The following is a 26,719-nucleotide window of genomic DNA, read 5'->3' as shown; positions in this document are numbered from 1 at the left end:
CAAGTGTTTGCGAATGCGCTTGCGCGGGCAGGCCTGTTTCGATAATCCTTGCGCAAAATAGCAGGATATTCGCAGGATTCACGAAAAATGCCGCTCGACAGGATCGATATCGCCATTCTTGAGACTTTGCAGAAGGACGGCAGGATACCCAATGCGGCGCTCGCCGAGAAGGTTGGCCTATCGCAGTCGGCCTGTTCGCGCCGGCTCGACAATTTGGAAAAATCCGGAACCATTCGCGGCTACCACGCCCGGCTGTCCAATGCCGCGCTCGGTCATCAGATGACGGCGATCGTGCATATATCGCTGTCGGGCCAGTTTGAGAAGACGCTGTCGGATTTCGAAGCAGCGATCAAGCGTTGCCCCAATGTCTTGTCCTGCCACCTGATGTCGGGCGAATACGACTATATCCTGCGCATCGCGGCGAAAGACCTGGTCGACTATGAGCGCATCCACAAGGAATGGCTATCGGCCATGCCGCATGTGACCAAGATCAACTCGTCCTTCGCCTTGCGCGAAATCGTCGATCGCACCGCCATGGGCATGAAGCCGGAGATGGCTTGAGCTTGCCAGCCTGCTTCAGGCTTCAGTGACGATCCGATTCATCGGAATGTCGTGCGGCTGCGGATAGATGGTGGCTATGCGCTGCAGTTCGTAGCCGACGCCGATGACCAGCGGCTTGGACGGTATGGCGGCCAGCGTGCGGTCGAAGAAGCCGCCGCCATAACCCAGGCGATAATTTGCCGGATCAATGCCGACGATCGGCGCGATGACGACGTCCGGCAGCACCGGATCGCCCTCGGCCGGGATCGGGATATTCCAGACGCCCTTTTCCAATCGGTCGCCCGGTTTGTAGGCACGGAAGATCAGGGGGTGTCCTTTCTCGACGACGATGGGCAACGCCGTGCTGCCGCCGCGCTCGTTGACGGACGCCATCCATGGCCGCAGATCCGGTTCGCCGCGAAACGGCCAGTAAAGGCTGACCATGCGGCCGCGGATCTCGCCTATGATCGTGTCGAGCCCCTCGGCGATGCGCCGGGACATTGCCGTTCGCGCATCGGCCGAAACAGCAAGGCGGGCCGCGATCAGCCGCTCGCGTTCGGCCTTGCGCCAGCGCCGCACGTCGGTCCAGTCGGACAGCGGCGCCCGGAATTCCGGATCGAGCTCGTGCATGAAACAGGGCGGCGAGGCATACAGTGCCGGACCCTGGTCGTCATGATCGTTGGCCATGCGTCACCTCATAGCGTGTTCGCTGACGCTATACCTCGCGACACGATACAACTTGTGCATTCACGACATGGGACGGCGAGTCCCGGGCATTATCCTTCTGTTGTTGCATTGCACAAAAATACCTACATCCGGGACAGGCATCTTGCCATCAGGGTGAATGAGATGAACCAGGTCAGCCACCATGTTGTCGTCGTCGGCGCGGGGTTCGGCGGCCTCGAACTCACCCACGCGCTGGCTGGACAGCCCGTGCGGATCACCATGATCGACAAGCGCAACCACCATCTTTTCCAGCCGCTGCTCTACCAGGTGGCGACGACCGCGCTGGCGACCTCCGAGGTTGCCTGGCCGATCCGCCATCTCCTGCGCAAACGCAAGGACGTGACGACGCTGCTGGCCAATGTCACCGGCGTCGACCGTACCGGCAAACGCGTGTTGCTCGATGACGGCAGCACGGTCGCCTATGACACGCTGGTGCTCGCCACCGGCGCCCGTCACGCCTATTTCGGCCATGACGAATGGGAGCCTTTCGCGCCAGGCCTGAAGACGCTGGAGGACGCCACCACCATTCGCCGGCGCATTCTCACGGCCTTCGAGCAGGCGGAGCGGGAAACCGATCCCGCCAGACGCCAGGCGCTATTGACCGTTGCGATCGTCGGCGGCGGGCCGACTGGCGTCGAACTGGCCGGCACCATCGTCGAGCTGGCGCACGACACGCTGCGCGGCGAGTTCCGCAACATCGACACGCGGCAAACGCACGTGGTGCTGATCGAGGCCGGTGATCGCATCCTGGCCAATTTCGCGCCAAAACTCTCCGAATACGCCAGCAAGGCGCTCGAACGGCTCGGCGTGACGGTCGAGTTCGGCCGGCCCGTCACGCGCTGCGACGCCGAAGGTGTCGTGTTTGGCGAAAAGCAGCTGGCAGCCCGAACGATCCTGTGGGCAGCTGGCGTTGCAGCTTCGCCCGCCGCCGAATGGCTGGGAGCGAAGGCGGACCGCGCGGGCAGGGTGCTCGTCGAGCCGGACCTCAGCGTGCCTGGCAGCCCCGAGATTTTCGTCATCGGCGACGCCGCCCTTGTGCTGCGGCCCGATGGACGGCCGGTACCTGGCGTGGCGCCTTCCGCCAAGCAGGAGGGTCGCCACGTCGCCGCGACCATCAAGTCCAGGCTCGGCGGTGACAACACCGCGCGGCCATTTCACTACAAACATGCCGGCGATCTGGCGACGATCGGCAAACGCGCCGCCGCGATTGATTTCGGCTGGATCAAGCTCACGGGCTGGCTCGCCTGGTGGCTGTGGGGCATCGCGCACATCTATTTCCTGATCGGTTTCCGCAACCGGCTTGCGGTTTCCCTGAGCTGGCTATGGATCTACATGACGGGCCAGCGCAGCGCCCGGCTGATCACCCAGGGTGACAACGACAAGACCTGACTCTTCTCCACTGCCCCATTCATCCGCCCGTCATCTGGTGCTGATGGATTGACGTGCGGAGGCGCGCGACTTCTTGAATGGACTTGAGCTGATTTCGGCGCGAAGTTCGTCTGGGGGCAGGGCGTGCCACGTTGTCAAAGAGGAGAAAACATGTCGCAACTGCTCCATCCCGTCTCCCGCCGCGGTTTCCTCGCCGGCGCCGCAGCTACAGGGGCGCTGATCGTGCTTCATCCCTTCTCCGCCCGCGCTCAAGCCAACCAGGCGCATCTTCGGATCATGGAGACCACCGACATCCATGTAAACGTGCTGCCTTATGATTACTACGCCGACAAAGCCAACGACACGATGGGCCTGTCGCGCACGGCGTCGCTGATCGACACAGTGCGCAAGGAGGCCGTCAATTCGATGCTGATCGACAATGGCGACCTGCTGCAAGGCAACCCGATGGGCGACTACATCGCCTACGAGAAGGGCCTGAAGGACGGTGATCTGCATCCGATCATGAAAGGCATGAACCTGCTGGGCTATGAGTGCTCGACGCTCGGCAACCACGAGTTCAACTACGGCCTCTCCTTCCTGGACAAGGTGCTGGCGGGCGCCAATTTCCCCTTCGTCTGCGCCAATCTGATCCGCGGCACCGAGCTTGCCGCCAACCCGCGCGACGACAAGCTCTATCTCAAGCCCCATGTGATCCTCGACAAGAAGATCAAGGACGGTTCGGGCGCCGAGCAACCGATCAGGATCGGCATCATCGGCTTCGTGCCGCCACAGATCATGGTCTGGGATCTCAAGAATCTCGAAGGCAACGTCAAAACGCGAGACATCGTCGAGGCGGCCAAGGCCTGGGTGCCGCAGATGAAGGAAGAGGGCGCCGACATCGTCATCGCGCTCTCGCATTCCGGCATCGACGTGAAGCAGGGCGACATGATGGAGAACGCCTCGTTCTTCGTTGCCGGCGTCGATGGCATCGATGCCGTGTTCACCGGCCACCAGCATCTGGTGTTCCCCGGCAAGAAGGACTTCCAGTCGCTCGAAGGCGTCGACACGCAGAAAGGCACGCTGCAGGGCAAGCCTGCTGTGATGGGCGGTTTCTGGGGCTCGCATATGGGTCTGATCGACCTGATGCTGGAGCGTGACGGATCGAAATGGAAGGTCGTCTCCGCGACCTCCGAGGCGCGGCCGATCTTCGAGCGCGTCGACAACAAGAACAAGCCGACTGTCCCCGACGACAAGCGCGTCATCGCCGCCCTCGAACAGGACCACCAGGCGACCCTGGCCTATGTGCGCCGTCCGGTCGGCAAGACCTCCGCGCCGCTCTATTCCTATTTCGCGCTGGTCGCCGACGATCCGTCGGTGCAGGTCGTCAGCCAGGCGCAGACTTGGTACTTGAAGGATATTCTCAAAAGTACGCAGTGGAAGGATGTGCCGCTGCTGTCGGCCGCTGCTCCCTTCAAGGCGGGCGGGCGCAACGGCGCCGACTACTACACCGACGTGCCGGCCGGCGACATCGCCATCAAGAACGTCGCCGACCTCTATCTCTACCCAAACACGGTGCGGGCCGTTGAGATCACGGGGGGCCAGGTGAAGGAATGGCTGGAGATGTCGGCCGGCATCTTCAACAGGATCGAGGTGGGGAAGGCCGACCAGGCCCTCATAAACACCGATTTCCCATCCTACAATTTCGATGTCATCGATGGCGTCTCCTACAAGATCGATCTGTCGCAGCCCCCGAAATATGACACCAAGGGCGGAGTGGCGAATGCCGGCGCCAATCGCATCGTCGAGTTGATGTTCGACGGCAAACCAATTGATCCCAATCAGAAATTCGTCGTTGCGACCAACAATTACCGTGCCGGCGGCGGCGGCAATTTCCCCGACATCAATGCCTCGAAGATCATCTACGAGGCGCCGGACACCAACCGCGACGTCATCGTTCGCTACATTGTAAGCCAGGGCACGATCAACCCGTCGGCCGACGGCAACTGGTCGTTCGCACCGCTGCCGGGAACCAGCGTCGTGTTCGAGACAGGCGTAAAGGCAAAGGATTTCATTGCCGATGTGAAGGCGCTGAAGATCGAACCGGCGGGCGAGGGCGAAGCGGGGTTCGCAAAGTATCGCATTGCTCTTTGATCGCGCACAGTGAAAGAGATGGAAGATAATTTACTTTGTCAAAACGTTCCACCTTGGCCCAAGTAAATCGACGGCAGCCAATAAGGTCGTAGCTTGTTGTTCTGGGACTTGAGATGCGATCAAGGCCTCGTAATACATCTTGTTCACGTTCTTGACGGGTGAAGTTCTTTTTGATACCTGGTATTGGTAAAGCGCTGTCGCCGGCGCAATTTTTCCATTTATAGGCGATCCAACGGTGGACCAAAGACTGCGGGGGATTGCTGTCCCGTCGATCACAGTGCCCCGTGGTAGAGGCCACTTAACGCCTGAGCTATCGGTGAAAATCAAGTCATCCGCCGTAAGGAAGCTATCCCTAAGAGGATCCTTAATAAGCGCAAAACTGCCAGAAAAAGACTTTTGACTAAGTGTCCATTGGCCGGCTGTCTGATCGTTCACATCGGCTGCACTGGCTGCCACAGAAACGACTTGAGCCTCCCTGACGAAAATCGATAGAAGTTCATCGCGATCATGCGAGGAAGGCAATATGCCAATAAGAGCGACGAGCGCGCGCCCCTGCCGTTCATTCTGATGATCAGAGGATAGATATTTCTCCGCTCTATCGTAGATGTCCCGATATCTCTCAAAGTCGAATTTTGAAGTGTTTAAGGCGCTTTCGATTTCTGAAAGTTTTTCGGAATTTTTTCGTGTAGCCTCACTCAGGGAGTATGTTTTCAAACTTACGTATATCGTACAGATTGAAATTAATACCCCAACTATAATTTGCAAGTTTTCCCAGCTAGATCGCTTGACTGAAATAGAATTTCGCCGCACGACGGACCGAAGCTGGTCGTCTTGCATCGCGCCCTCCAATAAAGCTGTTAAACGGATCCATTTGCTGGGGAACTTTTTATTGAGATCGATGACTGCGATCAAGAATTAAATAGGGTACGCTACGCCTTGTAGACCACTTGCCGCACATCGATGTAGCTGGCGCGGAAACCGGCTTCGCAATAGTGCAGGTAGAACTCCCAGAGCTTCTTGAAGCGGTCGTCGAAGCCGAGCGGCACGATCTTCTCCCAGGATCCCCAGAAGCGGTTGCGCCATTCGGCGAGCGTGCGCGCATAGTCGTTGGGAAACACCCGCTCACGCAGATGCGCGAGGCCATGGTCCTTGCCGAGCGCCTTCAGGATCGACGGTGTCGGCAGCATGCCGCCCGGGAACACATAGCGCTGGATGAAATCCGGCCTGGCGCGATAGGTGTCGTAGGAGGCCTCGTTGATGGTGATGATCTGCAGGCCCGCGGTGCCGCCAGGCCTCAGGCAGGACTTCATCTTCGAGAAGAACACCGGCCAGTATTTCTCGCCGACCGCTTCGAACATCTCGATCGACGCAATGCGGTCGTAAGTCCCTGTTTCGTCGCGGTAATCCTGCAACTTGATGTCGACCTTGTCGGCGAGCCCGGCCTTGGCGATGCGTGCCTTGGCGAAATCGTGCTGTTCGCGGCTGATCGTCAGCCCGGTTACGCGGCAGCCGATTTCGCGTGCCGCGAATTCGGCAAAACCGCCCCAGCCGCAGCCGATCTCCAGCACATGGTCCTTTCCGCCGATGCCTGTATCCCTGGCCAGCGCCCGATATTTGGCGGTCTGGGCGCTCTCCAGGTCGTTGGCGCCATTCGCGTAGAGCGCCGAGGAATAGGTCATGCTCGGATCGAGCCACTCCTTGTAGAAAGCGTTGCCGAGATCGTAATGCGCCGAGATGTTACGCTTCGAACCGGTGCGTGTGTTCTCGTTGAACCAGTGACGGATGCGCTGGACGGTGTTGATGAGCCAACTGGCGCCGCCGGCGACGCGTTCGCCGATCGCCGAATTGACCACGAACAATTCCAGGAAGCTGGTGACGTCGGGGCTTTCCCAATCGCCGTCCATGTAGGATTCGGCAACGCCGATCGTACCGCCGGAAAAGGCGCGGCCTGGAAGGCGCCAGTTCTTGAGCACCAGCTCGGCGTCCGGGCCGGGTCCCTTGCCGCCAACCAGAACGGCGCGGCCGTCCGGCATCCTGACCTTGAGCGAACCGCGCGGCAGATTCATCGCCGCCGACAGCACCATGCGCGCCTTGGCCGGCAGGCCCTTGACGATCTCGGCGAAATTGAACTCGTCGAGCCTGACCGTTTCGCCCGGCGCTACGCTATGGTGGTCCCCGTCTGCCATTTCATGCCCCTGGATTTCCGTGGTGCCGACACAAATTGCCGGGTCACGGTTCTCTTGGATCATTCGCCAGGTTCGAAAGCCTTGCCTGGTCCGGGTAGCTCCCAGTGCTTCCCAGCGAATGCCCGCCACAATCTTCCACGTGATGAGGGGCAACTTCAAGAGGCAGGCCACTGGCTGGGCTGTGCCACGTGGCGTCTGGCATCTGCGCCTTTGGTCAAGTTGCTGCTGTCCACAATCCAAAACGTCTATGGCCGTCGCAGCGCATGTGCGATAGCTTTAGCCATGCGTTATGTAATCGTCATTGCGGCAATCGCGTTTTTCCTGATCTGGGACGGTCTCTACAACCAGGGCCGGTATCTCGACGTCTCGGTCAGGGAGCTCAACCACGTCGTGCGTTACGTGACCGGCAAGGCCTGAATTTCCCTCCCGAAGAGCGCAGCCTGGCGCGTCGCACGACGTGCCCGTCGCCGCGGGATTACACCCGCATCGTTTGGGGCGCGTCGCAAGGACGCGTGGCGCCATGAACGGTTGACGCGACGAAACCGCCGTCACAAAAGACCCCAGCATTCAGATCGAGGAGGCGGGATTGATCCGGCATATCGTTTTCTTCAGCGCGCGGCGCAAGGAGGATGTGGAGGCAGTGCGCACCGGCCTGCTGGCACTCGGCAAAATTCCGCATTCCCGTCTCTTCGAGGTCACTTTGAACACCAAGGTCGACCCGCTGTCGGATGAAATTGATGTCGTCGTCTACGCCGAGTTCGCCGACGACGCGGCGCTGGCCGCCTACAAGGCGCATCCGCTCTATGCGCAGACCACAGCCAAGGTCAAACCATTGCGCGAACTGCGCTATTCCGCCGATGTCGCGGCCGGCAGCTGATCCCGGGCGCGGTTCTGGATCTCGACAAGTGCCTGCGGCCGCCGACCGGCAACGGCCTTGAACCGCGCTCCCGAATGATGCACACCGCGCCCTATGACCGACAGCACAACCACCGGCACGCATCCGCTTGACCATCTCGTTCTGCCGACGCAGAACCTCGATGTGGCGCGAGCCCGGCTCACTGCGCTGGGCTTCGTCGTTGCGCCGACCGGTATCCATCCTTTTGGAACGGTAAACTGCTGCGTCTTCTTCGCCGATGGCACGTATCTGGAGCCCATCGCGATTGGCGATGAGCAGGCAGCGATCGACGCGACGGCCGCCGGCAACGTCTTCGTCGCGCACGACCGCCTCTATCGCGACAGCCGTGGCGATGAGGGGTTTTCGGCCGTGGTTCTGGCGACCGACAATGCCGATGCCGACCATGCCCGCTTTGCAGGCGCCGGTCTGTCGGCGGGAGACATGCTGAGCTTTTCGCGCGCTTTCACCGATACATCGGGCAAGAGCGATATCGCATCGTTCAAGCTCGCCTTTGCCGCGACCCGCGGAGCAACCGACGCGTTCCTGTTTGCCTGCCAGCGGATCAATGCGCCCGACGTGGACCGTACGGCTTTGCAGGCCCACGCCAATGGCGCCACCGGCATTTTGGAGGTGGTGGCGATCAGCGACCAGCCCGCCGAACAGTATAGGCTGATTTCCATCGCGGCGAACGATCCTGCTGCCAGCGGCGAGGGCGGGGCGTTTTTCCTGCCAAACGCAACCTTGAGCGTGCTCGACCCCAAATTCTTCACCGCTCGCTTTGGCATTCCGGCGGGTTCGTCCACAAAGCTGCGCTTCGCCGCGATCGTCTTTGCTGTCCGCAGCATCGATGCCACGTCGAGCCTGCTTGCAGCCAATGCTATCCGGCACGATATAGCGGGCACTGATATTGTCGTGCGGCCGGCATCCGGACAGGGCGCGGCTTTCATCTTCCGGGAGATAAAATGAACAAGCCCCAAGTGCCCAATTCGATGGCCCCCAATTCGATGGCCCCCAATTCGTCGGTAACGGTCGGCAATGTCGTGTTCGACAACAAGGCGGCCTTGGCGCTGATCGCCGGCCCATGCCAGTTCGAGTCGCGCCAGCATGCCTTCGACATGGCTGGCGCGCTGAAGGAACTGACGGCCAAGCTCGGCATCGGCCTCGTCTACAAGACCAGCTACGACAAGGCCAACCGCACCTCGCTGTCGGCAACGCGCGGCGCCGGCATGGACGCCGCACTTCCGGTCTTCGACGAGTTGCGCAAGGAATTTTCGCTCCCCGTGCTGACCGATGTCCACACCGAGGAACAGTGCGCGATCGTCGCGCCGCATGTCGATGTACTGCAGATCCCAGCCTTTCTGTCGCGCCAGACCGACATGCTGGTCGCCGCCGCGAAAACGGGCAAGGTGATCAACGTGAAGAAGGGGCAGTTCCTCGCGCCCTGGGATATGAAGAATGTGGTCGCCAAGATCACCGGTTCCGGCAACGCCAATGTGCTCACCACCGAGCGCGGCGCGTCCTTCGGCTACAACACGCTGGTGTCTGATATGCGCGCGCTGCCTGTCATGGCCGAGATCGGCGCGCCGGTGATCTTCGACGCCACGCATTCGGTCCAGCAGCCAGGCGGGCAGGGCGGCTCGTCCGGTGGCGAGCGCCGCTTTGTCGAGACGCTGGCCCGTGCGGCCGTCGCCGTCGGTGTCGCCGGCGTCTTCATCGAGACCCATCAGGATCCTGACAATTCGACCTCTTCCGATGGACCCAACATGCTGCCGCTGAAGGATATGCCGGCTCTCCTGGAAAGGCTGATGGCTTTCGACCGGATCGCCAAGGGCCGCTGAGCCCCGCGCTTCCTGCCCGTGCTTGTGGTCGGGAGGGGCCGGTTGTACGCTTGGCCGGCAAATGAGCGCTTTGCCAGGAGGAAGCCATGTCCGTCGCCCGCGTCACCGAAATCACCTCGTCGTCGAAGAAGAGCTTTCAGGACGCCATCGAGAAGGGAATCGCCCGCGCTGCGAAAACCCTGAAGAACGTGGAAGGCGCCTGGATCCAGGATCAGAAGATCGTCGTCGAGGACGGCAAGATCGTTGCCTATCGCGTCAACATGAAGGTGACTTTCATCCTCGCGGAGTGATTGGCCGACGCCGAAAAAGTCGGGAACTTTCAACCGCGCCCCTCATTGTCAAAGCAGAGTTCAACGACAGCGAGGAGCAGATCATGACAACCCAGACAGGCCACACCGAAGCCATTGCCGCTTCGCGCGTCATCGGCACGTCGGTCTACAATACTGAAGGCAGGAGCATCGGCAGCATCGAGGACATCATGCTCGACAAGACGTCGAACGGCATCATGTTCGCGGTGATCGGCTTTGGCGGTTTTCTCGGCATCGGCGAGAAGTACCACGCCATCCCTTGGGCCAGTCTCGACTACGACGAGAACAGGGGCGGTTACGTCGTGCCCTTCTCGAAGGAGCAGCTGAAAGCAGCACCCGCCTATTCGATCAACGAATTGGCCGGCGCGGATGGCGAGGCGGCGCGAGACGCATCCTATGAGTATTACAAGGTCACGCCCTACTGGCATTGATGCAGCCACGATCAAAAAGGGCCCCGTCTCGACGGGGTCCTTTTTGATTCAACGCGAATGCCTATTCGCTGGTGCTCAACGCCGACAAAGGCGCAACAGCCTTTGGTGGCGATTGCTGTGTGTCGCACGACGTCAGCAGCGCCGCCGCGATTAGGAACAAACTGACGATACCGCTCAACTCGGACATGGCGAAACTCCTCCTGTTTCGCCCCGCGCGACAACAGCCATAACCCGAAATGGATGTCCGGGCGCATGACTTATGATGACAGAAATTTGCGCTTCGTGAATCGGGCTGGTGGCACTATTCGGCCATGGCCGGATTGCCTTTTGCGTCGCTTTGGCTAAGACGGGCGCGACCTTTCGTCAGATCAATCGGGGACATCGCAATGACCGCCATCATCGACATTGTCGGACGTGAAATCCTGGACAGCCGTGGAAACCCGACCGTCGAGGTCGATGTCGTACTCGAAGACGGTTCGATGGGCCGCGCCGCGGTGCCGTCGGGCGCCTCGACCGGCGCCCATGAAGCCGTCGAGCTTCGCGACGGCGGCGCCCGCTATCTCGGCAAGGGCGTGCTCAAGGCCGTAGAGGCGGTCAATGGCGAGCTGTTCGAGGCGATCGGCGGCATGGAAGCCGAGAACCAGATCCATATCGACCAGACCATGATCGAGCTCGACGGAACGCCCAACAAGAGCCGGCTCGGCGCCAATGCCATTCTCGGCGTTTCGCTGGCGGTGGCCAAGGCCGCTGCCGACGCTGCCGGCCTGCCGCTCTATCGCTATGTCGGCGGCACCAAGGCGCATATCCTGCCTGTGCCGATGATGAACATCATCAATGGCGGCGCCCATGCCGACAATCCGATCGACTTCCAGGAATTCATGATCCTGCCGGTCGGCGCGCCGACTTTGCGCGAAGGCGTGCGCTGGGGCTCGGAAATCTTCCACACACTGCGCAAGAAGCTGAAGGATGCCGGCCACAACACCAATGTCGGCGACGAGGGCGGCTTTGCCCCGAACCTGAAGAGCGCCCCGGTGGCGCTCGATTTCATCATGGAATCGATCGAAAAGGCAGGCTTCAAGCCGGGCGAGGAAATCGCGCTCGGCCTCGATTGCGCCGCCACCGAGTTCTTCAAGGACGGCAATTACGTCTATGAAGGCGAGAAGAAGACGCGCGATCCCAAGGCCCAGGCCAAGTACCTCGCCAAGCTCGCCGCCGACTATCCGATCATCTCGATCGAGGACGGCCTAGCCGAGGACGACTGGGAAGGCTGGAAGTATCTGACCGACCTGATCGGCAAGAAGACGCAGCTGGTCGGCGACGACCTCTTCGTCACCAACACGGCGCGTCTGCGCGACGGCATCCGCATGGGCGTTGCCAATTCGATCCTGGTCAAGGTCAACCAGATCGGCTCGCTGACGGAAACGCTCGATGCCGTCGAGACCGCGCATAAGGCCGGCTACACCGCTGTCATGTCGCACCGTTCGGGCGAAACCGAGGATTCGACCATTGCCGATCTCGCCGTCGCCACCAATTGCGGGCAGATCAAGACCGGCTCGCTCTCGCGCTCCGACCGGATGGCCAAATACAACCAACTGATCCGCATCGAGGAAGAGCTTGGCAAGCAGGCGCGTTACGCCGGCAAGTCGGTAATCAAGACCTGATCCGAAACATTGAGCTCGGATACTGCGCGAAGGGCGGGAATCATTCCCGCCCTCAGACTGCTGACAAACCTCCGCACGTCTCGAAATCACCCAAGATTCACGGAACGTCTCAGATTCAGATCGCGAACAAACCGGAATCAAAACCCCTCGATTTTGACTGCTGTCAAAAACCGAGGGGTTTGTAATCAATCTGAGGGCGGGAATCATTCCCGCCCTCTTTCATTTCGCTTGTCGGGACCGGTCACCGTAACCGTCCGTTAAGCACAATCAGGCGAAAAAGGTTCCGGGTCGTTTGAGTTTGCGGTCATGGGGATTCGGTCATGTGGACGCGTCAGCACAAGCAGAGAAATACCGGCCGGCTGATCATCCCCTCGCTTTGCGTGGTGTTTCTGGCCTATTTCGGCTTCCATGCCTATCACGGCGAGTTCGGCATCAATTCGAAATATCAGCTGGAAGCCCAAACGGTTGCGCTGCAGGCTCAGCTTGATGCGATCAAGGCGCGCCGGATGGAACTCGAACGGCGCGTTCGGCTGATGCATGACGGCACGCTGGAGAAGGACATGCTTGACGAACAGGCGCGCAGGGCGCTCAATCTGTCCCAGGCCGATGAAATCACCATCATGCTGCCGGCCTCGTCGAGATAACTGAATTTCAGTTAATCGACAATATTTTCAATGATTTTAATCGCTTAGGCGCATGCCAGCTATGCAAATTCGTCATGGCGCAACGCTCTAACGCGTGTTAGCCTTGCATAAATCGGTGGGGAGAGCTGATCTTCCCAGGGCGGATTTCATCCTGCCCTAATGTCCGCAAAGAGACGCCAACAGGGAGTGATGCATGGCCACCGCAGCCAGAAAAGCGCCTGCCAAATCCAAATCCGAAGCCAAATCAGGGCTTTCCGCGCCCAAGCCTGCTGAATTCACCAAGGATGAGGAGCTTGCTGCGTACCGGCACATGCTGCTCATCCGCCGCTTCGAGGAAAAGGCCGGCCAGCTCTACGGCATGGGCTTCATCGGCGGCTTCTGCCATCTCTATATCGGCCAGGAAGCTGTCGTCACCGGCATGAAGATGGCGCTGATCGATGGCGACCAGATGATCACAGCCTATCGTGACCACGGCCACATGCTGGCCATGGAGCTTTCCCCGCGCGGCGTCATGGCCGAACTGACCGGACGCCGCGGCGGCCTGTCCAGGGGCAAGGGCGGCTCCATGCACATGTTCTCCAAGGAAAAGCATTTTTACGGCGGCCACGGCATTGTCGGCGCGCAGGTGTCGCTCGGCACGGGCTTGGCGTTCGCCAACCGCTACCGCGACAACAACAACGTTTCGCTGACCTATTTCGGCGACGGCGCGGCCAACCAGGGCCAGGTCTATGAAAGTTTCAACATGGCCTCGCTGTGGAAGCTGCCGGTGATCTACATCATCGAGAACAATCGCTACGCCATGGGCACCTCGGTGTCGCGCTCGTCGGCCGAAACCAATTTCTCGCATCGCGGCGCCTCGTTCAAGATTCCCGGTATCCAGGTCGACGGCATGGATGTGCGCGCGGTCAAATCCGCCGGCGATCAGGCGACCGAATGGTGCCGCGGCGGCAACGGGCCGATCATCCTCGAAATGCAGACCTATCGCTATCGCGGTCACTCGATGTCCGACCCGGCGAAATACCGCTCGAAGGAGGAAGTGCAGAAGATGCGCTCCGAGCACGACCCGATCGAACAGGTCAAGGCGCGGTTGACCGAGAAGAAGTGGGCAACCGAGGACGAGCTCAAGACCATCGACAAGGAGGTTCGCGACATCGTCGCCGACGCCGCCGAATTTGCCCAGAACGACGCGGAGCCGGATCCGTCCGAGCTCTGGACCGATATCGTATTGTAAGGGAGGGCCAGGACATGCCGATCGAAATTCTCATGCCCGCTCTCTCGCCGACCATGGAAGAGGGCAATCTTTCCAAGTGGTTGAAGAATGAGGGCGACAAGGTCGTCGCCGGCGACGTCATCGCCGAGATCGAGACCGACAAGGCGACGATGGAAGTCGAAGCCGTCGACGAAGGCACGCTGGGCAAGATCCTGATCGCCGCCGGCACCGAAGGCGTCAAGGTCAACACCCCGATCGCCGTCTTGCTGCAGGATGGCGAAAGTGCCGCCGACGTCGGCAAGTCCGCCGCGCCCGCCAAGGCGGAAGCACCCGCGAAGGCAGAGGCGCCAGTCGAGGACAAGGCGGAAGCCGCCAAGCCGGCCGCGGCGCCTGTTGCGGCGGCGCCGAAGACCGAGATTGCCGCAGACCCGGATGTCCCCGCGGGCACCGAGATGGTCTCGACCACGGTGCGCGAAGCACTGCGCGATGCCATGGCCGAGGAAATGCGCCGCGACGGCGATGTCTTCGTCATGGGCGAGGAGGTCGCCGAATACCAGGGCGCCTACAAGATCACCCAAGGGTTGCTGCAGGAGTTCGGGCCGCGTCGCGTCGTCGACACGCCGATCACCGAGCATGGGTTTGCCGGCGTCGGCGTCGGTGCGGCGATGGCCGGATTGAAGCCGATCGTCGAGTTCATGACCTTCAACTTCGCCATGCAGGCGATCGACCAGATCATCAATTCGGCCGCCAAGACGCTCTACATGTCCGGCGGCCAGATGGGCGCGCCGATCGTGTTCCGCGGACCGAACGGGGCCGCCGCCCGCGTCGCCGCCCAGCACTCGCAGTGCTACGCCGCGTGGTACAGCCACATTCCGGGCCTGAAGGTGGTGATGCCGTATACGGCCGCCGACGCCAAGGGTCTGCTCAAGGCGGCCATCCGCGACCCGAACCCGGTCATCTTCCTCGAGAACGAAATCCTCTACGGCCAATCCTTCGACGTGCCGAAGCTTGATGATTTCGTGCTGCCGATCGGCAAGGCCCGCATCCACAAGCAAGGCAAGGACGTCACCATCGTTTCCTTCGGCATCGGCATGACCTACGCGGTCAAGGCCGAAGCCGACCTGCGCGGCATGGGAATCGACGCCGAGATCATCGATCTGCGCACCATCCGCCCGCTGGACCTCGACACCATCATCGCCTCGGTCAAGAAGACCAACCGGCTGGTCGTGGTCGAAGAAGGCTATCCGCAGAGCTCGGTCGGCGACCATATCGCCAACCAGGTCTCGCAGCGCGCCTTCGATTTCCTCGACGCGCCGGTCATCACCATTGCCGGCAAGGATGTGCCGATGCCTTATGCGGCCAACCTCGAAAAGCTGGCCTTGCCGAATGTCGGCGAGGTCATCGAGGCGGTCAAAGCCGTCACGTATCGCTGAACCGGCCGGGAGGACAAAATGCCAATCAACATCACCATGCCGGCGCTCTCGCCCACGATGGAAGAGGGCAATCTGTCGAAGTGGCTGGTCAAGGAAGGCGATAAGGTTTCGCCGGGCGATGTCATCGCCGAGATCGAGACCGACAAGGCGACGATGGAGGTCGAGGCCGTCGACGAGGGCACGGTCGCCAAGCTCGTCGTTCCCGCCGGCACCGAAGGCGTCAAGGTCAACGCGCTGATCGCCGTGCTTGCCGCTGAGGGCGAGGATGCGGGCGCTGCCGCGAAAAGCGGTGGCGGTGCCGCACCGGCGAAAGCCGAAGCGCCGAAAGCGGACGCTCCCAAGGCTGACGCACCAAGGGCTGAGGCACCAAAGGCTGAACCTGCTGCCGCAGCCGCTCCGAAGGCAGAGCCGGCTCCGGTCGCCAATGGCCATGCGACTGGCGAGCGCACCTTTGCATCGCCGCTTGCGCGCCGCATCGCCAAGGAGGCCGGCGTCGATGTATCGGCCATGACCGGCACCGGCCCGCATGGCCGCGTGGTGAAGGCCGATGTCGATGCCGCGATTGCCGGTGGCAGCGCCAAGGCAGTGCCCGCCGCCAAGGCTCCTGCCGGTGCGCCTGCCGCCGCTGCTCCGGCGGTGAAAGCGATGTCGGACGACCAGGTGCTGAAGCTGTTCGAACCCGGCTCCTACGAACTCGTCCCGCACGACAACATGCGCAAGACCATTGCGCGCCGCCTGGTCGAGGCCAAGTCGACCATTCCGCATTTTTATCTCACGCTCGACTGCGAGCTCGATGCATTGCTGGCGCTGCGCACGCAGATCAATGCCGCCGCCCCGATGAAGAAGACCGACAAGGGTGACGTGCCTGCCTACAAGCTGTCGGTCAACGACATGGTCATCAAGGCGATGGCGATGGCGCTGAAGGCGGTGCCTGATGCCAATGCCTCGTGGACCGAAAGCGCCATGGTCAAGCACAAGCATGCCGATGTCGGCGTCGCCGTGTCGATCCCCGGCGGCCTGATCACGCCGATCATTCGGCATGCCGATGAAAAGACGCTGTCGACCATCTCCAACGAGATGAAGGACCTGGCCAGCCGCGCCCGCAGCCGCAAGCTGAAGCCGGAAGAGTATCAGGGCGGCACGACGGCCGTCTCCAATCTCGGCATGTTCGGCATCAAGGATTTTGCCGCCGTCATCAACCCGCCGCATGCGACGATCCTGGCGGTCGGTGCCGGCGAGGAGCGGGCGGTGGTCAAGAATGGCGAGATCAAGATAGCCACCGTGATGTCGGTGACGCTGTCGACCGACCATCGCGCCGTTGACGGGGCGCTCGGCGCTGAGCTGCTGGTTGCCTTCAAGCGGCTGATCGAGAACCCGATGGGCATGCTGGTCTAGGAAAGGAAAAGGCTGTGCGGAAGTTCTTCACCAGCCTTTTTGCCTTTTTCATTTCCTGGCTTGCCGGCGGTTTGGTGGCGCTGGGACTGGCCACCGCAACGCCATGAACACCAGAATGTATTCTTCCCGGGCGTGCGTAAGTTGGGAAGTGACCTTCCAATCGTCGCCGGCCTGGTCTTGCCAAGCTTGGCCACGGTGCTGGTTCACTGGCTGTTCGTACGCTGGCGGTTGGGGCGCGGTTTGATGAATGCACAGGTGAACGCATGAAGACGGTGCTTTGCTACGGCGACTCGCTGACCTGGGGTTACAACGCCGAAGGCGGGCGCCATGCGCTGGAAGACCGCTGGCCAAGCGTCCTGCAGACTGGGCTTGGCAGTGGCGTCCAGGTTATCGCCGACGGACTCAATGGCCGCACCACGGCCTTCGACGACCATCTGGCAGGTGCCGATCGCAACGGCGCGCGGCTGTTGCCGACGGTGCTGACGACGCATGCACCGATCGATCTGATCATCATCATGCTCGGTGCCAACGACATGAAGCCTTGGATCCACGGCAATCCGGTCGCGGCCAAGCAAGGCATCCAACGGTTGATCGATATCGTGCGTGGTCATGACTATCCGTTCGACTGGCCGGCGCCACAGATACTCATTGTGTCGCCGCCCGTTGTAAGCCGCACCGAAAATGCCGACTTCAGGGGCATGTTTGCCGGTGGCGATGAGGTGTCGAAGCAGCTCGCCCCGCAATATGCGGCGCTCGCCGACGAAGTCGGCTGCGGCTTCTTCGATGCCGGTACGGTGGCGCAAACCACACCCCTCGACGGCGTCCATCTCGATGCCGAAAACACGCGAAACATCGGCAAGACGCTGACATCGGTCGTGCGCGTCATGCTGGAATTGTGATTGAAGGAGAAAATCCGTGGCTGAGAACTACGACGTCATCATCATCGGCTCCGGCCCCGGCGGCTATGTCACGGCGGTGCGTTCCGCCCAGCTCGGCTTCAAGACGGCGATCGTCGAGCGCGAGCATCTCGGCGGCATCTGCCTCAACTGGGGCTGCATTCCGACCAAGGCGCTGCTGCGTTCGGCCGAGATCATGCACTATTCCGACCATCTGAAGGACTATGGCCTGAAGCTAGACGGCAAGGTCAGCGTCGACACCTCGGCCGTCGTTGACCGCTCGCGAAAAGTCTCGCTGCGGCTCAATGGCGGCGTTGCCTTCCTGATGAAGAAGAACAAGGTCGACGTCATCTGGGGCGAAGCCAAGCTGTCGAAACCCGGCGAGGTCGTCGTCTCCAAGACAGCCAAGAAGCCGATGGAACCGCAGCCGCCGGTGCCGAAGGGCGGCAAGGGCGAGGGCACCTACACCGCCAAGCACATCATCCTGGCGACCGGCGCCCGCCCGCGCGCGCTGCCGGGCATCGAGCCGGACGGCAAGCTCATCTGGACCTATTTCGAGGCCATGGTGCCAAAGGAGATGCCGAAATCGCTGCTGGTGATGGGCTCGGGCGCCATCGGCATCGAATTTGCTTCCTTCTACCGCACCATGGGCGCCGAGGTGACGGTGGTCGAACTGCTGCCGGCGGTGATGCCGGTCGAGGACGCCGAGGTCTCGAAATTCGCGCAAAAACAGTTCGAGAAGCAAGGCATGAAGATCATCCTCGAAGCCAAGGTGACCAAGGTCGAGAAGGGCGCCAACTCGGTCACCGCGCATGTCGAGATGAAGGACGGCAAGGTCGAGAAGATCACCGCCGACCGCATGATCTCGGCCGTCGGCGTCCAGGGAAATATCGAGAATCTCGGCCTTGAAGCGCTCGGCGTGAAGACCGACCGCGGCTGCGTCGTCGTCGACGGCTACGGCAAGACGAACGTACCGGGCATCTACGCCATCGGCGATGTCGCCGGCCCGCCCATGCTCGCCCACAAGGCCGAGCATGAGGGCGTCGTGTGCGTGGAAAAGATCGCCAATTTCCCCGGTGTGCACGCCATCGACAAGCTCAAGATCCCTGGCTGCACCTACTGCAACCCGCAGGTCGCCTCTGTCGGCCTGACCGAAGCCAAGGCCAAGGCGGAAGGCAAGGATATCCGCGTCGGCCGCTTCCAGTTCGCCGCCAACGGCAAGGCGATCGCGCTTGGCGAGGACCAGGGCTTCATCAAGACGATCTTCGACAAAAAGACCGGCCAGCTGCTCGGCGCCCACATGGTCGGCGCCGAGGTGACCGAACTGATCGAGGGTTTTGTCGTGGCGATGAACTTGGAGACGACCGAGGAAGAGCTGATGCACACCATCTTCCCGCATCCGACGCTGTCGGAGATGATGAAGGAAAGCGTGCTCGACGCCTATGGTCGCGCCTTGAACGCATGATAGATTCGCCGCAAGAGACTCAGCCGCGAAAGCCCTGGGAGCTCGACGGCAAGGCAGTTCGTTTCCGCATGCATTTTTACGCGCGCAAGGAGAAGACATATGCACTTGAACGGCGTGGGCTGGATCGCAGCCATCATCATCGGCGGCCTGGCAGGCTGGTTCGCCGAAATGATCATGAAGAGCAACACTGGCATTTTCATGAACATTATCATGGGCATCGTTGGCGCGGTCGTGTTGAACGCCATCCTGCAGGCGCTCAATTTCGGCCCGTTCGGCGTCGGCTGGACCGCCTATCTGATCACCGGCTTCATCGGTGCCTGCCTGCTGATCTGGGTCGGTCGCCTGGTGCGCCGCTAGTCGGGGCCGGTCCCGGCTATGCGAAAACGGTTGTAGCGGCATGCGCCGCTGCAGCCTTTTTCTTTGTGCCGAAAAGTCCTAGATGACCATAGAGTGACGATCGCCGACGGGCGGTCGCGAGAAAAGCCAGGGTCCAGATGGTTACTGTCCTCGACACGATCGCCAACGCGCCACGGCTGCGGCACCCCGAGAAGGCGCACAAGCCCGACCAGGAGGTGTTGCGCAAGCCGGACTGGATTCGCGTCAAGGCGCCGGTCTCCAAGGGCTATGCCGAGACACGCGAGATCGTCAAGTCGCACAAGCTGGTGACGGTCTGCGAAGAGGCTGGTTGCCCCAACATCGGCGAGTGCTGGGAAAAGAAGCACGCCACCTTCATGATCATGGGCGAGATCTGTACGCGCGCCTGCGCCTTCTGCAATGTCGCCACCGGTATTCCGACCGCACTCGACCCCGACGAGCCGGCCCGCGTCGCGCATGCCGTCAAGCAGATGGGGCTGAGCCACGTCGTCATCACCTCCGTCGACCGCGACGATCTTGCCGATGGCGGTGCGCAGCACTTTGCCGATGTCATCCGCGCGATCCGCGCGGCAACGCCGTCGACCACGATCGAAATCCTGACGCCTGATTTCCTGCGCAAGGACGGCGCCCTGGAGATCGTGGTGGCGGCCAAGCCCGACGTCTTCAACCACAATCTCGAAACCGTGCCGTCGAACTATCTGAAGGTTCGGCCGGGTGCCCGCTATTTCCACTCGATCCGGCTGTTGCAGCGGGTCAAGGAACTCGATCCGTCGATCTTCACCAAATCCGGCATCATGGTCGGCCTGGGCGAGGAGCGGAATGAAATCCTGCAGTTGATGGACGATCTGCGCACGGCCAATGTCGACTTCATGACCATCGGCCAGTATCTGCAGCCGTCGAAGAAGCACCATCCGGTGATCCGCTTCGTCACGCCCGAAGAGTTCAAGTCCTTCGAGACGATCGGCCGGACAAAGGGTTTCCTGCTGGTGGCATCGAGCCCGCTGACGCGCTCATCGCACCATGCCGGCGACGATTTCGCCCGGCTGCGCGCGGCGCGGGAAGCACAGCTTCAGAAGTCGGTCTAGCGCTGGTTGAATGCCGAAATTCGAAGCCACCCGCCGCGTCGCCCATACGTCGCAACAGATGTTTGCGCTGGTAGCCGATGTCGAGGCCTATCCGCAATTCCTGCCGCTTTGCGAGGCGCTGACGGTACGCTCGCGCAAGGAGCGTGACGGGCGTACTGTTCTCCTGGCCGACATGAGCATCGGCTACAAGGCGATCCGCGAGACCTTCACGACGCAGGTGCTTTTGAAGCCCGACGAGAACGCCATCGACGTGAAGTATATCGATGGTCCGTTCAAATATCTGAGCAATGTCTGGCGTTTCGAACCCGATGGCGCCGGCTGTGCCGTTCGCTTCTTCATAGACTATGAGTTCAAGAGCCGTATCCTGGGCGCGCTGATGGGCACCATGTTCGACCGTGCCTTCCGCATGTTCGCCGAGGCTTTCGAAAGGCGTGCCGACGTCATCTATGGCGTCGCGTCGTCGTCCTAATTCCGGCCAAGCGCCCGCAGTCCAAGTTCCAGGGCGTGCCCGACCGTCTCACGGCGGATGAAATCGCGGCCTTTGTCGGCAAACTGCCTGTGTTCGGCCGTCACGGTTTGACCTTCCAGCCCGACGCCGAACCACACCGAGCCGACAGGCTTCTGCGCCGAACCGCCGCCTGGCCCGGCAATACCGGTGACCGCAAGAGTTAGTCCCGCTCGCGAACGGGCAAGTGCTCCGGCCGCCATCTCGATTGCCGTCTCACGGGACACCGCGCCATGCGCGTCGAGCGTGGCCGCTGAAACGCCAAGCATGTCCATCTTGGCGTCGTTGGAATAAGTAATGAAGCCGCGATCGACCACGGCCGAGGAACCGGCAATGTCCGTCAGCGCGGCGATGATCATGCCGCCGGTGCAGCTTTCCGCCGTCGCCACCATGATGCCGCGTTCGCGGCAGGTCTCGAACAGGGCAATGGCCAGTTCGGCGTTGCTCATTCCGGCACCTCGCCGGGGAACACCACGCTGGCGGTGGCGATCGCCGCAATGCCTTCTTCGCGACCGACAAAGCCCAGTTTTTCGTTGGTTGTCGCCTTGATCGAGATGCGGTCGGCGGAAATCCCCAGCATCCGCGACAGGGCTGCCGTCATCGCGTCGCGATGCGGCCCGACGCGCGGCGCCTCGCAGATCAATGTGACGTCGGCATTGGCGATGCGTCCGCCGCGCTCGCGCACAACTTTGGCCGCGTGTTCGACGAAGATCCGCGACGCCGCACCTTTCCACTGCGGATCGGACGGCGGAAAATGCGTGCCGATGTCGCCGGCGCCGCAGGTTGCCAGCAGCGCGTCTGTCAAGGCGTGCAGGCCGACATCGGCATCGGAATGACCGGACAGTTTCTTGTCATGTGGAATGGCGACGCCGCATAGTGTGACGTGATCACCGGGCTCAAAGGCGTGGACGTCGTAGCCGTTGCCGGTGCGGGTGTCGGGGAAATGTGTGCGTTCGCTGGAAAGCCGCTGGTGCGCCATGGCGATGTCCCGTGCCCAGGTGAGTTTGATATTGTCCGGCGAGCCCGGAACGAGATTGACTGGAATCTGCGCCCATTCGGCGATGGCCGCGTCATCGGTGAAGTCCAGCCTGCCTAGTTTGTGGGCCCTGTCGTGCGCGGCAAGGATCGGCCCGTAGGGAAAACCTTGCGGCGTTTGCGCCGCGTGCAGCCCGCTGCGGGAAACGGTCTCCGCGACCACGCCGGCGGCCGACTCGCGCTTCAGCGTGTCGGCGACGGGCAGGGCGGGCAACGCTCCTTCGTTCTCGCCGATGGCGGCGATGGTGCGGTCGATCAACTCCGCATCGACGAACGGGCGGACGGCGTCGTGAATCAGAACCTGGTCCGGCGCGTGGTCCTTCAGCGCCAGCAGCCCGAGCCGAACGGACTCCTGCCTGGTCGGTCCGCCAATGATGGCAGTAACGCGCTGTGCCTGGGCGCCCGCCGCTTGCCGGAACAATTCGTGGTCGTCGGCGTGGATGGCGACAACGATCCGGCCAGTTCGCGGATGGGCCAGAAACATCTCCAGCGTGTGCGCAATGACAGCGCGGCCGCCAATGTTCTGGTACTGCTTGGGTCCGTTGGCCTGCCCGGCACGAGCGCCGCGGCCGGCGGCGACGATCACCACCGCAACCCCACCTGTCGCGCTCGAGCTTTCACTTCCGTCAGTCATGGCGATTGGCTTAGCGCACGATCCTCAAAAGTGTAATTGGTTTTCCGAAAAGATCGTGCGTCAAATATGAACTCAAAAGCCCCCTTCACACGCCATGAAGGACGCGCGGCGCCTCGGTCACGGCAAATCCCTAAGGTCTGGAATTTTCCCAATTGCGCCTCAATGTGACGTCATTCCGCGTTGCACATTGCGGCTGATATGGCTAGAGAATGTGCAACGAATGGACATGCTTGGTTTTTGTGCATGGTTAACTCAACCAGATTGGCAGCGCCTTTGATCGTCGGCGGCGTGGAAATCCGCAACCGCGTATTCCTCGCGCCGATGTCGGGAATCACTGACGAGCCTTTCCGGCAGCGCGCCCATGCGCATGGCGCGGGCCTGGTCGTGTCCGAAATGGTGGCAAGCGGCGAACTCGCCAAGGGTAGGGCCGGCTTCGACCTGCGCATACGGCATTCCGGCCTGCCGGTCCATATGGTGCAGCTGGCCGGCCGCGAAGCGATCCATATGGCCGAAGGCGCACGGATCGCCGCAGGCGAGGGCGCCGACATCATCGACATCAACATGGGCTGCCCGGCCAAGAAGGTCACCGGTGGTTATGCTGGCTCGGCATTGATGCTGGATCTTGACCATGCGCTTTCGCTGATCGAGGCCGTGGTCGGCGCGGTCAAGGTGCCGGTGACGGTCAAGATGCGGCTCGGCTGGGACGAAGGCGCGCTCAATGCGCCCATCCTCGCGCGCCGTGCCGAGCAGGCGGGCGTCAAGATGGTGACGGTGCACGGCCGCACGCGCTGCCAGTTCTATCAGGGCAAGGCCGACTGGCGCGCCATCGCCCGTGTCAAGGAAGCCGTGTCCATTCCGGTCGTTGCCAATGGCGATGTCTGTTCCCCGGCCGAGGCAGCCGCCATTCTCGACCAATCCGGCGCCGACGCTGTGATGGTCGGTCGCGCGCATTACGGCGCGCCCTGGATCGCCGGTGGCATGGCGGCAGCGACGGCAGGCCAAACGGCGACCAATGTGCCGCAGACTCCCACGGCTCTGGCCGACTATATCGTCGGCCACTACGAGGACATGCTGGCGCTTTATGGCGTCGAGAGCGGTTTGCGCCAGGCGCGCAAGCATCTGGGCTGGTATCTCGATCGCCATGCCGTTGGCGTCGCCGACGACCACCGAAAGGCCATCCTGACGACGTTCGATCCGGCCCGCGTCATTGCCTTGCTGCGCAATGTGTTTTCGCGCGATCCGCAACCCGTGAGCGTGCGGAGCGCCGCATGAACGCCACCGCTGGCCAGGGAACTGAAATGGTGGATGCCGCCCAGATCGTCCTCAACACCATCCGCCGCCCGGTGATCATGATCAGCGAGGACGGGTTCATCACCTTCGCCAATGCCGATGCCGAGGATTTCTTTCGCTCCAGCGCGACCATGCTGGCACGCAACACGCTGTCCAAGCTCGTCCCCTTCGGCAGTCCGCTGCTGACCCTGGTCGATCAGGTGCGCGAGCGTCGGGCTCCGGTCAACGAGTATCGGGTCGATGTGTCGTCGCCACGTCTCGGCATCGAGAAGGTCGTCGATCTCTATGTCGCGCCAGTGTCGGAATTCCCGGGCTCCGTCGTGGTCATGTTCCAGGAACGGTCGATGGCCGACAAGATCGACCGGCAGATGACGCATCGCGGTGCCGCACGCTCTGTGACCGGCCTGGCAGCGATGCTCGCCCACGAGATCAAGAACCCGCTCTCCGGCATCCGCGGCGCCGCGCAACTGCTCGAACTGTCCGCCTCCGACGAAGACCGCGCACTGACCCGCCTGATCACCGACGAGACGGACCGCATCGTCTCGCTGGTCGATCGCATGGAGGTGTTTTCCGACGAGCGGCCGATCGATCGCTATCCCGTCAACATCCATGTCGTACTCGACCATGTGAAGGCGATCGCAAAGAACGGTTTTGCGAAGAAAATCAGAATATTGGAGGACTATGATCCATCATTGCCTCCGGTATTCGCCAATCGCGACCAGCTGATCCAGGTGTTCCTGAACCTGGTCAAGAACGCCGCCGAGGCAATAGGCGGCGACCCGCATGGCGAGATCGTGCTGTCGACCGCCTTCCGGCCCGGCATCCGCGTTTCGGTTCCAGGCACGCAGGATCGTGTGTCGCTGCCGCTCGAATTCTGCGTGCGCGACAATGGCTCCGGTGTCTCGGAGGATATCCTGCCGATCCTGTTCGATCCCTTTATCACCACCAAGCCGAACGGCTCGGGGCTGGGCTTGGCGCTGGTCGCCAAGATCGTCGGCGAGCATGGCGGCATCATCGAATGCGAATCGACCCCGCGCGGGACCACCTTCCGCATCCTGATGCCGGCCTGGAAGGAAACGCCGTTCGGCGCTGAAGAAGACGGTGAAGGAGACCGCAAATGACCGCTCGCGGCAATATTCTCGTCGCCGATGACGATGCGGCGATCCGCACCGTGCTCAACCAGGCTCTCTCGCGCGTCGGCCACGAGGTGCGCGTCACGTCCAACGCCTCGACCTTGTGGCGCTGGGTGGCGGCGGGCGAAGGCGACCTTGTCATCACCGACGTCGTGATGCCGGACGAGAACGCCTTCGACATGCTGCCGCGCATCAAGAAGGCGCGGCCGGAGCTGCCCGTCATCGTCATGAGCGCCCAGAACACGTTCATGACGGCAATCCGTGCATCAGAGACCGGCGCCTATGAATATCTGCCGAAACCGTTCGACCTGACCGAGCTGCTCAATATCGTCAATCGGGCGCTGTCGGAGCCCCGCCGGCCGAAGATCGATGCGCGGCCCGATGAGCAGCCCGAAACGATGCCTCTGGTCGGCCGCTCGGCGGCCATGCAGGACATCTATCGCATGCTGGCGCGCATGATGCAGACCGACCTGACGGTGATGATCTCGGGCGAATCCGGCACCGGCAAGGAACTGGTGGCGCGCGCGCTGCATGAATATGGCCGCCGTCGCGGCGGACCGTTCGTTGCCATTAACATGGCGGCGATCCCACGCGACCTGATCGAATCGGAACTATTCGGCCACGAGAAGGGCGCTTTCACCGGCGCCCAGAACCGCTCCACCGGCCGCTTCGAGCAGGCCGAGGGCGGCACGCTGTTCCTCGACGAGATCGGCGACATGCCGATGGAGGCGCAGACGCGCCTGCTGCGTGTGCTGCAGCAGGGCGAATACACGACGGTCGGCGGCCGCACGCCGATCAAGACGGATGTGCGCATCGTCGCCGCCACCAACAAGGATCTGCGCACCCTGATCAACCAGGGATTGTTCCGCGAGGATCTGTTCTATCGTCTCAATGTCGTTCCGCTGAGGCTGCCAGCGCTGCGCGAGCGCTCCGAGGACGTGCCTGATCTCGTGCGCCACTTCTTCAAGCTCGGCGAAATGGAAGGGCTGCAGACCAAGCGCATCTCGTCCGGCGGCATCGAACTGATGAAGCGCTACCCGTGGCCGGGCAATGTGCGCGAACTGGAAAACCTGGTTCGCCGGCTGGCCGCGCTCTATTCACAGGATGAAATCTCCGCCGAAATCATCGAGGCGGAGTTGAAGACCGGCGAGCGCCCAGTGGTGCCTGGCGGCGGCAACCTGATTCCCGACGACCTTTCCATCGGCCAGGCGGTGGAGCATTTCCTGCAGCGCTATTTCGCTTCGTTTGCCGGCGAATTGCCGCCCGCCGGGCTCTACCAGCGCATCCTGTCCGAAGTCGAATATCCGCTGGTCCTGGCCTCGATGACGGCAACCCGCGGCAATCAGATCAAGGCCGCGGAACTGCTGGGGCTGAACCGCAACACGCTGCGCAAGAAGATTCGCGAACTGGGCGTCAACGTCTATAAATCGTCGCGGCCGGGCTAAGCGCTGATCTGACACACTGTTTTCAGGGGACTGAGCGGCGAAAGATTTCCGCCATTGTCACACTTGTTGC

The 26,719-nt window shown here is 61.8% G+C and carries 28 protein-coding genes; 22 read left to right on the top strand and 6 right to left on the bottom strand.

Annotated elements, in window-relative coordinates; all coding sequences use genetic code 11:
- Positions 1–87: 87 nt before the first annotated feature.
- A complete protein-coding gene (locus FJ546_RS19785; RefSeq protein ID WP_010909317.1) occupies positions 88–561 on the top strand; it encodes an Lrp/AsnC family transcriptional regulator in 474 nt (157 codons plus the stop codon).
- A gap of 15 nt (positions 562–576) precedes the next feature.
- On the opposite strand, the gene FJ546_RS19780 is transcribed toward FJ546_RS19785, so the two are convergent.
- Positions 577–1,227, bottom strand: coding sequence for a 5-formyltetrahydrofolate cyclo-ligase (locus FJ546_RS19780; protein ID WP_140890860.1), 651 nt, complete (start codon positions 1,225–1,227; stop codon positions 577–579).
- A 162-nt stretch (positions 1,228–1,389) separates the two neighbouring features.
- On the opposite strand from FJ546_RS19780, the gene FJ546_RS19775 reads away from it, so the two are divergent.
- Both FJ546_RS19775 and FJ546_RS19770 read left to right on the top strand, forming a co-directional pair.
- Positions 1,390–2,655 carry an NAD(P)/FAD-dependent oxidoreductase gene (locus FJ546_RS19775; protein WP_140890859.1) on the top strand — a complete coding sequence of 422 codons (1,266 nt, stop codon included), beginning with the start codon at positions 1,390–1,392 and terminating at the stop codon, positions 2,653–2,655.
- Positions 2,656–2,805: 150 nt separating this feature from the next.
- Entirely contained in the window at positions 2,806–4,785 is a 1,980-nt protein-coding gene (locus tag FJ546_RS19770) for a bifunctional 2',3'-cyclic-nucleotide 2'-phosphodiesterase/3'-nucleotidase (protein ID WP_140890858.1), read from the top strand.
- Between the two features lie 30 nt (positions 4,786–4,815).
- Here FJ546_RS19770 and FJ546_RS19765 read toward each other — a convergent pair whose 3' ends face one another.
- The gene (locus tag FJ546_RS19765) at positions 4,816–5,622 is read right to left on the bottom strand and encodes a DUF1353 domain-containing protein (protein ID WP_140890857.1); all 807 of its coding nucleotides are present in this window, start codon (positions 5,620–5,622) and stop codon (positions 4,816–4,818) included.
- 92 nt (positions 5,623–5,714) lie between these two features.
- Positions 5,715–6,971, bottom strand: a complete 1,257-nt coding sequence (locus FJ546_RS19760; RefSeq protein ID WP_140890856.1) for a cyclopropane-fatty-acyl-phospholipid synthase family protein — start codon at positions 6,969–6,971, stop codon at positions 5,715–5,717.
- A 282-nt stretch (positions 6,972–7,253) separates the two neighbouring features.
- Here FJ546_RS19760 and FJ546_RS31925 point away from each other — a divergent pair, with 282 nt between their 5' ends.
- The 6 genes from FJ546_RS31925 (at position 7,254) to FJ546_RS19735 (ending at position 10,443) form a co-directional block, all read left to right on the top strand.
- Positions 7,254–7,388: a hypothetical protein gene (locus FJ546_RS31925; RefSeq protein ID WP_281405653.1), complete on the top strand. Its 135-nt coding sequence runs from the start codon at positions 7,254–7,256 to the stop codon at positions 7,386–7,388.
- Positions 7,389–7,557: 169 nt separating this feature from the next.
- Positions 7,558–7,848 carry a Dabb family protein gene (locus FJ546_RS19755; RefSeq protein WP_140890855.1) on the top strand — a complete coding sequence of 97 codons (291 nt, stop codon included), beginning with the start codon at positions 7,558–7,560 and terminating at the stop codon, positions 7,846–7,848.
- A gap of 93 nt (positions 7,849–7,941) precedes the next feature.
- Positions 7,942–8,832, top strand: coding sequence for a VOC family protein (locus FJ546_RS19750; RefSeq protein ID WP_140890854.1), 891 nt, complete (start codon positions 7,942–7,944; stop codon positions 8,830–8,832).
- Positions 8,829–9,704 carry a 3-deoxy-8-phosphooctulonate synthase gene (kdsA, locus tag FJ546_RS19745; RefSeq protein ID WP_140890853.1) on the top strand — a complete coding sequence of 292 codons (876 nt, stop codon included), beginning with the start codon at positions 8,829–8,831 and terminating at the stop codon, positions 9,702–9,704. The genes FJ546_RS19750 and kdsA overlap by 4 nt, the downstream gene beginning before the upstream one ends.
- 86 nt (positions 9,705–9,790) lie before the next feature.
- Positions 9,791–9,994 (top strand): dodecin family protein, encoded by a 204-nt coding sequence (locus FJ546_RS19740; RefSeq protein ID WP_095775775.1) that lies wholly within the window; start codon positions 9,791–9,793, stop codon positions 9,992–9,994.
- Positions 9,995–10,077: 83 nt separating this feature from the next.
- Positions 10,078–10,443, top strand: coding sequence for a PRC-barrel domain-containing protein (locus FJ546_RS19735; RefSeq protein WP_032933411.1), 366 nt, complete (start codon positions 10,078–10,080; stop codon positions 10,441–10,443).
- Positions 10,444–10,504: 61 nt separating this feature from the next.
- Here the strand turns inward: FJ546_RS19735 and FJ546_RS31920 are convergent, their stop codons facing one another.
- Entirely contained in the window at positions 10,505–10,630 is a 126-nt protein-coding gene (locus FJ546_RS31920; protein WP_140890852.1) for a hypothetical protein, read from the bottom strand.
- Between the two features lie 199 nt (positions 10,631–10,829).
- On the opposite strand from FJ546_RS31920, the gene eno reads away from it, so the two are divergent.
- The 10 genes from eno (at position 10,830) to FJ546_RS19675 (ending at position 21,076) form a co-directional block, all read left to right on the top strand.
- Positions 10,830–12,104 carry a phosphopyruvate hydratase gene (gene eno / locus FJ546_RS19725; RefSeq protein WP_140890851.1) on the top strand — a complete coding sequence of 425 codons (1,275 nt, stop codon included), beginning with the start codon at positions 10,830–10,832 and terminating at the stop codon, positions 12,102–12,104.
- A gap of 320 nt (positions 12,105–12,424) precedes the next feature.
- Positions 12,425–12,748 (top strand): septum formation initiator family protein, encoded by a 324-nt coding sequence (locus FJ546_RS19720; RefSeq protein ID WP_140890850.1) that lies wholly within the window; start codon positions 12,425–12,427, stop codon positions 12,746–12,748.
- A 193-nt stretch (positions 12,749–12,941) separates the two neighbouring features.
- The gene (pdhA, locus tag FJ546_RS19715; protein ID WP_140890849.1) at positions 12,942–13,979 is read left to right on the top strand and encodes a pyruvate dehydrogenase (acetyl-transferring) E1 component subunit alpha; all 1,038 of its coding nucleotides are present in this window, start codon (positions 12,942–12,944) and stop codon (positions 13,977–13,979) included.
- A gap of 14 nt (positions 13,980–13,993) precedes the next feature.
- Complete coding sequence (locus FJ546_RS19710; protein WP_140890848.1) at positions 13,994–15,391, top strand: pyruvate dehydrogenase complex E1 component subunit beta; 1,398 nt, start codon at positions 13,994–13,996, stop codon at positions 15,389–15,391.
- Positions 15,392–15,409: 18 nt separating this feature from the next.
- On the top strand, positions 15,410–16,786 hold the full coding sequence (locus tag FJ546_RS19705) for a pyruvate dehydrogenase complex dihydrolipoamide acetyltransferase (protein ID WP_140890847.1): 1,377 nt from the start codon (positions 15,410–15,412) through the stop codon (positions 16,784–16,786).
- A gap of 263 nt (positions 16,787–17,049) precedes the next feature.
- Positions 17,050–17,685 (top strand): SGNH/GDSL hydrolase family protein, encoded by a 636-nt coding sequence (locus FJ546_RS19695; protein WP_140890846.1) that lies wholly within the window; start codon positions 17,050–17,052, stop codon positions 17,683–17,685.
- Positions 17,686–17,701: 16 nt separating this feature from the next.
- Positions 17,702–19,147, top strand: a complete 1,446-nt coding sequence (gene lpdA / locus FJ546_RS19690) for a dihydrolipoyl dehydrogenase (protein ID WP_140890845.1) — start codon at positions 17,702–17,704, stop codon at positions 19,145–19,147.
- Positions 19,148–19,246: 99 nt separating this feature from the next.
- Positions 19,247–19,504: a GlsB/YeaQ/YmgE family stress response membrane protein gene (locus FJ546_RS19685; protein ID WP_140890844.1), complete on the top strand. Its 258-nt coding sequence runs from the start codon at positions 19,247–19,249 to the stop codon at positions 19,502–19,504.
- Positions 19,505–19,641: 137 nt separating this feature from the next.
- Entirely contained in the window at positions 19,642–20,607 is a 966-nt protein-coding gene (gene lipA / locus FJ546_RS19680; RefSeq protein WP_140890843.1) for a lipoyl synthase, read from the top strand.
- A gap of 10 nt (positions 20,608–20,617) precedes the next feature.
- Complete coding sequence (locus tag FJ546_RS19675; RefSeq protein WP_140890842.1) at positions 20,618–21,076, top strand: type II toxin-antitoxin system RatA family toxin; 459 nt, start codon at positions 20,618–20,620, stop codon at positions 21,074–21,076.
- Here the strand turns inward: FJ546_RS19675 and FJ546_RS19670 are convergent.
- Entirely contained in the window at positions 21,073–21,561 is a 489-nt protein-coding gene (locus FJ546_RS19670) for a CinA family protein (protein ID WP_140890841.1), read from the bottom strand. The two genes, FJ546_RS19675 and FJ546_RS19670, sit on opposite strands and share 4 nt — an antisense overlap.
- Positions 21,558–22,781, bottom strand: a complete 1,224-nt coding sequence (locus FJ546_RS19665) for a bifunctional 2-C-methyl-D-erythritol 4-phosphate cytidylyltransferase/2-C-methyl-D-erythritol 2,4-cyclodiphosphate synthase (RefSeq protein WP_140890840.1) — start codon at positions 22,779–22,781, stop codon at positions 21,558–21,560. The genes FJ546_RS19670 and FJ546_RS19665 overlap by 4 nt, the downstream gene beginning before the upstream one ends.
- 243 nt (positions 22,782–23,024) lie before the next feature.
- Here FJ546_RS19665 and dusB point away from each other — a divergent pair, with 243 nt between their 5' ends.
- From dusB to ntrC, 3 genes are read left to right on the top strand one after another with little or no spacing between them, the layout of a single operon-like run.
- Entirely contained in the window at positions 23,025–24,053 is a 1,029-nt protein-coding gene (gene dusB / locus FJ546_RS19660) for a tRNA dihydrouridine synthase DusB (protein ID WP_140890839.1), read from the top strand.
- Positions 24,050–25,192, top strand: a complete 1,143-nt coding sequence (locus tag FJ546_RS19655; protein ID WP_140890838.1) for a nitrogen regulation protein NR(II) — start codon at positions 24,050–24,052, stop codon at positions 25,190–25,192. The genes dusB and FJ546_RS19655 overlap by 4 nt, the downstream gene beginning before the upstream one ends.
- Complete coding sequence (gene ntrC, locus FJ546_RS19650) at positions 25,189–26,649, top strand: nitrogen regulation protein NR(I) (protein WP_010909344.1); 1,461 nt, start codon at positions 25,189–25,191, stop codon at positions 26,647–26,649. The genes FJ546_RS19655 and ntrC overlap by 4 nt, the downstream gene beginning before the upstream one ends.
- Positions 26,650–26,719: the final 70 nt, after the last annotated feature.

Source organism: Mesorhizobium sp. B2-4-19 (assembly GCF_006441315.1).
In the GTDB taxonomy this organism is placed as follows: domain Bacteria; phylum Pseudomonadota; class Alphaproteobacteria; order Rhizobiales; family Rhizobiaceae; genus Mesorhizobium.
This window is presented reverse-complemented; position numbering and strand designations above follow the sequence as displayed.